Origin of the sequence: uncultured Ruthenibacterium sp. (genome assembly GCF_963558415.1) — a bacterium.
Lineage (GTDB): Bacteria > Bacillota > Clostridia > Oscillospirales > Ruminococcaceae > Ruthenibacterium.
Genome location: NZ_CAUWGY010000028.1, coordinates 20,833 through 30,315, shown reverse-complemented (window position 1 = coordinate 30,315; position 9,483 = coordinate 20,833). Strand labels below are relative to the sequence as shown.

Sequence of the window (9,483 nt, the reverse complement as noted above, 5' to 3'; positions counted from 1 at the left end):
CGCTACCTTGTTTCCGTTTCCGGAGTTTTTTAGCAGCGAACAAGTCGCACACCCAGGTTTAAAAGCACGGTGTCATAGCCCTCTTGAAACTCCCGGTCGGCAATTTTGGGACCTAAAAAGGTGGTGTGGGAATCGCGCAAAAGGGTGAGCGTAGTCTCCAGTTCTGTGTCCAGCATCTGCTCCATAGGCAGCGAGCTGGTGAACTCGCCACCCACCGGGGCGGTCTGCCAGGCGTCAGCCATGGGGACGAGTGCGTTCTCTTCGCCGGTCTGGTCGTACTCCCCGCCCCTTTGGATCCAATCTAGCCACTCGGCGGTGGCCTCCGGGTGACCTGCCATGTCGTTGTACAGGCCAAAGCCGTTCTCCTGGGCTTCCGCGAAAGGACGTCGCATCAGGATGCGGGCGTTGGGGAAAGCCTCGGCCCAATGCTGTGCGTATTGAGCCCGCACCTGCTGGTCCGGCATGGGAGGCAGCCCGTCAGAGGAGCGAATATGCCACTCGCCCCAATGGCCCAGGCTTCCCAACTCGATGAAGCTGATGAAGTCATCGCCGCCGTAGCGCTCACCCAGCGCGGCTACCGCCCGCTGATGGCAGGCGATGAACTCCGGGTGGTTATAGTCCGGCGAAAAACCCCGGCCATAGGAGTTATCATAGGCCATCCCCGCGCCACCGGTCTTTTCCCAGAGCCAGTCGGGAATGTCCCGGTGGTCTTCATCGCCGGGCAAATCGCACACAAAACGCAGCACGATGTGCTTGCCTTCCGCACGCCAGCGCTCCAGTTGATTCTCCTCTTCAATGGCATCCCAGTCGAACACACCTTCCTCCGGCTCCAACTCCCGCCAGGTGATGTCCATGTACAAAAGCGTTACAGCTTCGTCCACTTCGTCGTGCCAGGCCGAGGGCGCATAACCCATCAGTGGGTTGCCGAAAGCCTCGCTGGTGTACGAAAACTCCAGCTTCATCCTGTTGTTCTGGTACCAAAACAACAGGCAAACTGCGGCAAACACCGCCGCGCCAAGAAATATCATTCGTTTTTTTCTCATTGCCGCTCTCCGTCCAGATCACCAATCTTTTTGCTGCGATAGAGAGACCCATCCGCCTCCATCTTGACCCCTACAATGTCCTCAAGGGGGACCGTTTCACCTTCGACAAAGCGACGCGCCGCCCATCCGTGGGACACCCGCACCGGGAACGATTGGGGGTTGCGGGAAACGATCAACTCGTCAAACGCCCCCAGCTTTTCGCAGATGGATTCAGACGTGGTCAGTATCACGCAAAACTCGTCTCCACCGATGCGGTAACACTCGCCCAAAGGTCCAAACACTTCAAGAATGCATTGAGCCGCCATAGCGATGACCTGATCGCCGCAGTCGTGACCGTAAGTATCATTGATGATTTTGAGTTTGTCGATGTCAAACAGGACGAACGCTATCTCTGCAGGCGGGGCTGCAACCAGTTCCCTCATTCGCAATTCGTAGGCGTTGCGGTTAAATAGTAAGGTCATCCGGTCCTGGGTGGCCAGTTTCTGGTAAAAGTGCATATTCTTCTGTTCCCGCCATAGCTGACCGATTCGAAGGCCGGTGTCCATGACCATGGAGAGGATGAGTGCGAACAAGCCCCAAACAAACAGCGCCGAACTGTTGGTATTGGGGAGTATGCCGGCGTAGTCCAGAACGATGGACACAAGGGCCACAGCCAACACAAGTAAAATGCCCCAGATGGTGCAGGTGGAGCGCTCCTGGGAACGGTCTGTCCGCCGGCGGAAGAGCTCTCTGACCAGCACGACCACAAACATCAAAATGATGAGATGGACGCTCACCGCCGTTTTGCGGATGGGGACCACGCCCAAAAGATGGAGCAACATCCAAAAGGCGGCATTGCCCGCAGCAATCCAGATCAGCAGCCGCAACAGCTTACTGTTCAGCCGCAGCAAAAGCTGCGAATACGCCAGCAGAGGAACCGGCAAAAGATAAAATGCACAATAGCTGAAAAAGTAGGTGAGGGCATAATTACCGCCGGCCATGGTGGTCACTTTGGAGTCCAGCAATACCCACATACCGGACAAAAAGACGAACGCCGCCAGAATGAGTGCCAGCGAGGAGCCCGCGATTCTGCGCAGAGCCATGAATCCCCCAACGGCAACCAGAAGCACCGTGAACAGCATACATCCCATCCATACGATGATGGTGGGCAAATGGGCTGACAGAAGATGGAGGCGAATGGTGTCCGGATGGCCTTGCATTATGGTGGAAATTTCCCAGCCGTCTTCCGGATCGTATCTTATGAATTCGACCCGAAGAGTGGATGCGCCGGCATAATCCTCACAGGGGATGAAATGCCACATGCTTCCCAAAGCGTACTCGCTGCCCTGGGCGGTGTCATAGATCAGGACGTCGTCGGCCCAGACACGAAGAGACTGATACCTGGTCTGCACCGCCAGCACATCATCCGGAGACACACCGTCGAGGTTGCGCACAAGGGTGAGTTTGTCTCCGGAAACATCCGGTTCACAGGGAAGCGGAGGCAGAGGCGTCAAAGTGTCGCCGTCTTGATAAAACCAGCCGGTGTCCAGTTGCTGCACTGCTGTGGCAGGGATAGACGCAAGCGGGACAGCACAGTGCACCGCCGTGACAAACGTCAAGGCAAGCGTTGTGGCAATCAGCAGCGTAAACAGAATGCGCTTGCGCAGGGATCCCAGAATCACTAAGTCAGCCATAACAGTATCCTCATTCCTGATCAAAAGAAACATTTGCAACATTTAAAGCACAAGTATACGCCTTTTCAAAAAAAGCTGTCAAGGCGATTGCCCTGCCATTTCCTATTTTCCGTAAGATGGCGCCGAAACTTCAAAGTAGCATCTGTGTTCTTTTCCTCGACCATTATATGTCATTTAAGATGCATTTTATCACTTGCGTTTTATCGCGCTTATGAAAGTTCCACAATTTCATTGATATGATTCACTACAAAATGTTGTGCGTCTTCGTTGTACACCACTACCCGATCCAGTTTTCGCTTTTTGTAGCTTTTCTAATTACAGAGCATCCTTTGCAGTCCGATTGATTTCATTATACCAAATTTTTGTAAAACACTGTATATAAATTGCTATTGAAAATAGTGTTTCAAAACCGGCAACAAAGGGCATGTTCGCATTGCCGTAACTGCGTTCCGACGCACAGACATAGACGTTGTCCATCGCAGCAATGTGCCACGTAACGTTACACAAAAAGCAGAACCGCCAGAGGGCAATGGTCCTCTGGCGGTTCTATTCTGCTCTTTCTCTTTTTACAAGAACCTCTTTCCACTATTTTGCCCAGTAGTCCACGGCATCTGTCAAAAATTGGGCACAGCCGGGAACTTCTCGGTCATAGTAGGCGGTAAACCGCTCATCCAATAGATACAATTGTGCAATTCCTTTATGCTTTTCAGCCGTCAGCTTTGGATCGGTTACCTTGAGCCAACGGCGGTGCATTTCGTAAATCGCCTTTCCTTCGTCTGCATCGGGTTTCAACCCGCTGGTCACAGCAATCTTCAACCGTTGCCGCAACTCAGCATCCACCTCGCTCCATAAGTTATATTGCTCTTGGCTCAATCCCATCAGATTGGCATTGGATGCATCCACCGCTGCATCGCCATATTTATGTCTGCTTTCCTTTCCGTAAAGAGCCTCATTTTTCTCTATCGCTTTTTGTTTGAAAGCGGCAAATTTTTCTTCATCGTTCATAGGTTTCTTCCTTTCTTCACAATCAATGGTCTGTTCCACCGACTCAATCAATGATTCCAATCGTTCTTTTTGTGCTTGCAGAGAAGCCAAATGCTGACGCAACGCGGCCAGGCGGTCGAAAGAAGGGTCATCCAAGCATTCTTTGATATGAGACAGTCCCATTCCAAGGGCGCGGTAATACAAAATATCCTGCAACCGATTCACTTCGAGCGGACCGTAATAGCGGTAACCATTGTGCGCCACACGAACAGGTTTTAGAAGACCAATCTCATCGTACCAACGCAGTGTTCGAGAGGACACACCTGACAGGCACGACAGTTCATGAATGGAATATTCCACAACGCATTCCCTCCTTGCATCTTTAGTGTACCGGTTGACGGTACGACAAAGTCAAGCCTTTTTTTGGGAGTTGTAACCCACAAGAGCGCAACGAAAATCTTTTGATGCACAAATCATGCTTGTTCCTTTCTTTCGGCAAGCCCGGCCGGCTTGCCGCTGCTGCTCACCGGCAGTATAATATCAATCATAAATCATTCTATCCTTGCTTTTTGAAAGGGACCTTGTGTATGAACTGCAACATTGCAATCTGTGACGATTCGGCCGCGGATAGGGAGTATCTCTCTCAACTTGTGCGACGCTGGGCCGGAACCCGCAACCATGTGGCGCGGCTGGCGATGTATCCTTCTGCGGAGAGTTTTCTGTTCCGTTATGCTGAGGACAAGAGCGTACAAATACTGCTTTTGGATGTAGAGATGGGGCAAATGGATGGCGTATCCATGGCGCGTACCCTGCGCAAGGACAACGATGCAGTGCAGATCGTTTTCATCACAGGATATTCCGATTATATCTCCGACGGGTATGAAGTCGAGGCTCTGCACTATTTAATGAAGCCCGTAAACGAAGAAAAACTGTTTTCGGTTTTAGACCGAGCAATTGAAAAACTGCAAAAAAGCGAACGTGTACTAACGCTGGAAAAGTCCGGTGAATTGGTGCGCATTCCAATTTATCAGATTCGTTTTGCGCAAGTACAGGGCAATTATGTGACCATTTATTCTACCACAAACTGCACCGTAAAAATGACGCTGAGCGAATTGGAAGCACATTTGGATGACAGCTTTTTCCGGTTGGGGCGCTCGGCGCTTGTAAACTTGGGTTACATCGCCCGGGTAACCAGAACCACCGTAGTCTTAAACGACGGCAGTACACTGCCATTGCCTCGAGGCGCATACGAACGCATCAACCGGGCCATTATCTGCAAGGGGTGAGACAAATGGGATTTTTCTCAAGGCGAATCGATCGGGAGATTGCCGCCTATCAACGGGAATTGGTGGACACCCACTACCAAGAGGTAGAAAACATGTATCGACAGATTCGGGGTTGGCGACACGACTACCGCAATCACATCCAAGTTCTGAAGGCGCTGGTTGCAAATAATGACTGGGAGGGCGTCAAAGAGTATCTTGACGAATTGGATACGGATTTGAACACGGTGGATACCGTTATCAAAACCGGAAACTCTATGGCCGACGCCATTTTAAACAGTAAAATTTCGCTGGCAAAATCCCGACACATACAGGTACAGGCGGATGCAAATATCCCCATGAAATTGCGCATGTCTGAGCTGGATCTGTGTGTCATTTTGGGAAATTTATTTGACAATGCCATTGAGGCAAGCCTTGCCTTGCCGGAAGAAAAACGCTTGATTCGTGTGTATATGGATATGAAGGGCACTCAATTGTACATCAGTTTTACCAATTTTACAGCCGTGGCCAAACGGCAGAAAATCGGCCGGCGTTTTTCCACCACCAAGGGAGCAGGGCACGGATTTGGACTAGTGCGCATCGACAACATTGTGGACCGGATGGAAGGGTATTTAAGCCGCAACAGCGAAGATGGTGCCTTTACGACTGAAATTTTGATTCCACAACTCTAAATTTCTACTGTTCATCCCCCAAGAGCTGCAATTCGTCCCCGGAATATACCGGGGACCTTTTATTGTAGTAAAGTAGGACAAGAGGTGAATCCGATGAAACAAAAACCAACCTACAATGTTATTCAGAATATTGGCTTTTTGCTCGGCGTAGCTTGGGAAAACAGAAAAAGCGTGCCATTTCTGTGCGCAGTCATTGCGATTATTACTGCAGGTACCTCCATTGCGCAACTGTTGCTTGCGCCGTTGGTTTTGCACAGAGTGGAGATACACGCTCCGCTCGGGGAACTTTTGCGTGTGATTTTTATTTTCGGAGCGGTATTGTTTATTCTGTACGGATTAAATGCCTATCTCACTCAAAATGCACTTTATGGGCGTATCAGCATCCGAACCGCTTTGTCGACGAAAATTTCTGACAAAATGGCCGATACATCCTTTCCGAATACGCTGGACACGACATTTATCAAACGCATCCAAAAAGCGATGTCTTCGTGTGACAGCAACTCGGATGCCACGGAAGCGATCTGGAGTACGTTGACGGATCTTTTAACCAATTTAATCGGCTTTTTTGTATATCTCACACTTCTGTCCGGATTACACCCTGCACTGTTGTTAACAGTGGTCCTTACCACAATCGCCGGATATCTCATCCGACACAAGGTCAACCAATGGATTTATGGCCACCAAGAAGAGGAAAGCCGTTATAGAGGTCAGCTTCATTATCTGCACCAAATTTGTACGGATCGTGCTTATTCCAAAGACATTCGCCTATTTGGTCTAAAAAACTGGCTGGATCAGGTATGGGATCGCGTGACATGTCTGTTGCGGGATTACCTAAAACGCAGACATATTCACTATCTGTGGATCGACGTCGCCGACCTTGTGCTGACCTTTGCTCGAGACGGCATCGCCTACATCTATCTAATTTGGCTGGCGCTGACCCAGGGCATGCCCGCATCTCAGTTTCTACTCTACTTCACTGCCGTCAGCAGATTTACGCAATGGGTCGCCAGTATTTTGGAGAACAGCACCGAACTGCACCGGCAGTCTCTGGAGATCTCTTTTCTGCGGGAGACGCTTAATTGGCCGGAACCGTTTCATCTTACAGATGGGCAGCCGCTTTCCTTCGACCCGAACATGCCTTGCGAAATTCGATTGGAGCATGTGAGCTACCGTTACCCAGAGGCCACCGCCGACACGCTGCACGCCATCGACCTTGTCATCCACGCCGGGGAAAAGCTGGCGATTGTGGGGTTGAATGGTGCAGGTAAAACAACATTGGTTCGACTGATCTGTGGATTTCTCGATCCCACTGAGGGCCGAATCCTGTTCAATGGACAGGACGTGCGCACATTGAATCGTAGAGACTACTATGCGTTGTTTTCGGCCGTGTTTCAGGATTTTTCCTTACTGGAAGCCAGCGTGGCTGAAAATGTAGCCCAGCGGAGGGACAAAGTGGATACAGACCGTGTTTGGCAATGTCTGGACAAAGCGGGACTTACGGAAACCGTGCGCGCTTTCCCTCATGGATTGGATACAAAACTGGGGCGCCGTGTATACGAGGACGGTACGGAATTATCCGGTGGTCAGCTTCAAAGACTTATGCTGGCCCGAGCACTTTACAAAAACGGACCGATTCTGGCACTGGACGAACCCACCGCTGCGATGGATCCCCTTGCCGAGGACGATCTGTATCAAAAATACGATCGTTTGACGGCCGGCCGCACTGCACTGTTTATCAGTCATCGTCTGGCGTCTACCCGCTTTTGTGACCGGATTGTATTTTTGAAAGAGGGACGTATTACAGAGCAGGGCAATCACGAAACCTTGCTTGCTGCCAACGGCGGCTACGCAAAATTATTCGCGGTGCAAAGCCGCTATTATCAGGAAGGAGATAGGGGCGATGCCGAATGATACGCAAAAGACCTGCGGCTATGCCGAGGCATGGAAGCTAAACTTACGCGCATGGACTTTGTGGTTTCACCAAAGCCCCGGTTATTTTATTTCAACGCTGCTCAGTTCTATGGGCAGAGCCCTGGCCCCTTATGTTACCATCTGGCTGTCGGCACAAATCATCAGTGAGCTTTCCGGACAGCGGCAACCGGAGAGACTGGCATTCTGGGCGGCACTCACGGTGGGAATTACTGCAGCAATGGCACTGATCAATGGCATACTCGTCCAATGGACCGATTATGAACGCACCGTTTTGAATGCACAGCGTTTAAAGCCGCTGACGGATAAAATGGCCGAACTGGATTATGCCGAAATCGACCGTCAGGAAGTACAGGACCTATATTCTCAAATCAAGCAAAACGACACCTGGGGCGGATGTGGACTTTCCCAAACACTGGTCTTTTTTCCGAACTTCTGCAAAACGGCCATGCAGGTGCTGGGCGGCATAGGATTTACGCTGACCTTGTTTTTTACAGATGTTCCCGCAGACAGTCCTCTGGCGATTTTGAACAGTCCTCTGTGCATACTGGGATTTCTGATTCTTTTAATGCTGACGGTGTTTGCATCGTCCGCTTGCAACGGAAAAGCCGCTCTCATCCTGAGTCGACAGGCGTCCAAACTGCGGCTTGCCAACCGTTACTTTGAATTTTTCGGCTGCATGGCGATGGACCAAAAACGTGCTGCGGATCTTCGGATGTATCTTCAACAGGAAAACATCTGCCGGCACTATATGAGCCAACATATGTTTTTGTCCAATTCGCCTCTTGTGCGATGTTCCTTGGGCAGCATGGGTCTATTAATGGGCCTGGGGCAGGCGGTTTCGGCGTTGCTCACCTGCGTCGTGTATTTGTTTGTGTGCTTAAAGTCCTGGGGCGGAGCCTTTGATGTGGGCGCGGTCACTCAGTATGTAGGCTCGGCCACACAACTGTTCGGTGGCGTGTCGTTGATTCTGGAAACTCTGGGACAAATTCGCGCCAACGGCCTATTTCTGCGCAGTACGTTCCAACTTCTCGATTTGCCCAACCCTATGTATCGGGGAACTTTGACCACTGAAAAGCGCTCCGACCGAAACTACCAAATGGAATTTCGAAATGTGTCCTTCCGTTATCCCGGCAGCGACCAATGGGCCCTGCGTCATGTGAATCTGTCGTTTCGCATTGGCAGCCGTTTGGCCGTTGTGGGCCCCAACGGCAGTGGAAAAACTACTTTCATAAAACTTCTCTGCCGTCTGTATGACCCTACCGAGGGTGAAATTCTTTTGAACGGCATCGACATTCGAAAATACCGATACGAGGACTATATTGCACTTTTTTCCGTAGTCTTTCAGGATTTCCGGCTGCTGGCCCTCCCCTTAGGTGAAAACATCGCCGGATCGACACACTATGACCGGACCCGTGCGGCGAAATGCTTAGACGATGCCGGATTCGAAATCCGGTCCCAAAACATGCCCAACGGGCTGGACACTTATCTATACAAAGAAATGGAAAACGGGGTACAAATTTCCGGTGGTGAGGCGCAAAAAATTGCCATTGCCCGGGCACTGTATAAAAATGCACCGTTTCTTGTTTTGGATGAACCTACCGCCTCTTTGGATCCAATTGCCGAAGCCGAAATCTATCAGAGCTTCGACACCATCGCCGGAGACAAAACTTCCATTTATATCAGTCACCGACTGTCCTCTTGTAAGTTCTGTGACGAAATCGTTGTATTTGACCACGGGGCGATTGTTCAAACCGGTACACATGCCTCTTTGGTGGCCAACACCTCCGGCCTATATCACAAACTGTGGCAGGCACAGGCGCAATATTACGTTAACTCTTAGGTAAAAAAACCGGACGCTTTTTGTACAAGCGTCCGGTTTTTGCCGTCTTTTGGCTCT

Annotated in this window: 7 protein-coding genes; 4 read left to right on the top strand and 3 right to left on the bottom strand. The window is 50.6% G+C overall.

From position 1 onward, the window contains the following. Positions 1–29 precede the first annotated feature (29 nt). The 3 genes from AB5H98_RS06700 to AB5H98_RS06690 form a co-directional block, all read right to left on the bottom strand. The gene (locus AB5H98_RS06700) at positions 30–1,043 is read right to left on the bottom strand and encodes a DUF4832 domain-containing protein (RefSeq protein ID WP_367925141.1); all 1,014 of its coding nucleotides are present in this window, start codon (positions 1,041–1,043) and stop codon (positions 30–32) included. After that, complete coding sequence (locus tag AB5H98_RS06695) at positions 1,040–2,716, bottom strand: GGDEF domain-containing protein (protein WP_367925140.1); 1,677 nt, start codon at positions 2,714–2,716, stop codon at positions 1,040–1,042. Before AB5H98_RS06695 ends, AB5H98_RS06700 begins: the two co-directional genes overlap by 4 nt. 585 nt (positions 2,717–3,301) lie before the next feature. Then, positions 3,302–4,060: a MerR family transcriptional regulator gene (locus AB5H98_RS06690; protein WP_367925139.1), complete on the bottom strand. Its 759-nt coding sequence runs from the start codon at positions 4,058–4,060 to the stop codon at positions 3,302–3,304. A 227-nt stretch (positions 4,061–4,287) separates the two neighbouring features. On the opposite strand from AB5H98_RS06690, the gene AB5H98_RS06685 reads away from it, so the two are divergent. The 4 genes from AB5H98_RS06685 to AB5H98_RS06670 all read left to right on the top strand — a co-directional run bounded on the left by AB5H98_RS06685 (position 4,288) and on the right by AB5H98_RS06670 (position 9,426). Next, the gene (locus tag AB5H98_RS06685; RefSeq protein WP_367925138.1) at positions 4,288–4,986 is read left to right on the top strand and encodes a LytR/AlgR family response regulator transcription factor; all 699 of its coding nucleotides are present in this window, start codon (positions 4,288–4,290) and stop codon (positions 4,984–4,986) included. A 5-nt stretch (positions 4,987–4,991) separates the two neighbouring features. Continuing rightward, a complete protein-coding gene (locus tag AB5H98_RS06680; protein ID WP_367925137.1) occupies positions 4,992–5,654 on the top strand; it encodes a sensor histidine kinase in 663 nt (220 codons plus the stop codon). A gap of 93 nt (positions 5,655–5,747) precedes the next feature. Continuing rightward, entirely contained in the window at positions 5,748–7,565 is a 1,818-nt protein-coding gene (locus AB5H98_RS06675) for an ABC transporter ATP-binding protein (protein ID WP_367925136.1), read from the top strand. Beyond that, entirely contained in the window at positions 7,555–9,426 is a 1,872-nt protein-coding gene (locus AB5H98_RS06670) for an ABC transporter ATP-binding protein (RefSeq protein ID WP_367925135.1), read from the top strand. Before AB5H98_RS06675 ends, AB5H98_RS06670 begins: the two co-directional genes overlap by 11 nt. Positions 9,427–9,483: the final 57 nt, after the last annotated feature.